Annotated in this window: 2 protein-coding genes; both read left to right on the top strand. The window is 57.3% G+C overall.

The features are described from left to right. A partial coding sequence (locus A918_RS0118370; RefSeq protein WP_022712462.1) for a glutathione S-transferase family protein occupies window positions 1-285 on the top strand: 285 nt, incomplete at its 5' end. After that, the coding region (locus A918_RS0118365; RefSeq protein WP_022712461.1) for an epoxyqueuosine reductase at window positions 266-670 on the top strand (405 nt) is incomplete at its 3' end. The genes A918_RS0118370 and A918_RS0118365, both read left to right, overlap by 20 nt.

The raw sequence follows: 670 nt of genomic DNA, 5'->3' as shown, positions 1-670 counted from the left end.
GCACCCCGCGCCGCCCGTGCCAATATCCGCCAGCATCTGCGCTATACAGACTGGCTGGCCGCGACCCGCAACTGGCTAGCCGGTGATACACCAAGCTATGCCGATATGGCAGCGGCTGCCGGTATTTCCATTCTCGATTATCTGGGGGAGATTGAGTGGGCAGAACACCGCGCTACCCGCGAATGGTATGCGCGCATGAAATCCCGTCCTTCTTTCCGTCCGCTTCTCGCTGATCGTGTGCGCGGCATTTTTCCGGCATCCCATTATGGCGACCTCGACTTCTGATCGCGCTCCAAAGAAACCTCTGCCGAAAAGCGATGAGCCTCCTGCTGTCCGTCTGAAGCGCTTCTTAATGGAAGAAGCCGCAGCGGTCGGTTTTGACGTTGTGGCGATTACGACGCCGGATGCCATTCCGCAGGCACCGCAGCGGTTGCGCTATTTTCTGGATCATGGCCGCCATGGCTCCATGGAATGGCTGGAAGAAACGGCAGACCGGCGCTCAAACCCGTCTGAACTTTGGCATGAAGTGCGCTCCATCGTCATGCTGGCGATGAATTACGGCCCAGACCACGACCCGCGCACTCTGCAAAGCAAAAAAGACTGCGGGGCAATCTCGGTCTATGCGCAGAACCGCGATTATCACGATATTATCAAAGGCAAGCTCAAACAT

This window comes from Pseudochrobactrum sp. AO18b (assembly GCF_000409565.1).
Taxonomy (GTDB): domain Bacteria; phylum Pseudomonadota; class Alphaproteobacteria; order Rhizobiales; family Rhizobiaceae; genus Pseudochrobactrum; species Pseudochrobactrum saccharolyticum.
This window is presented reverse-complemented; position numbering and strand designations above follow the sequence as displayed.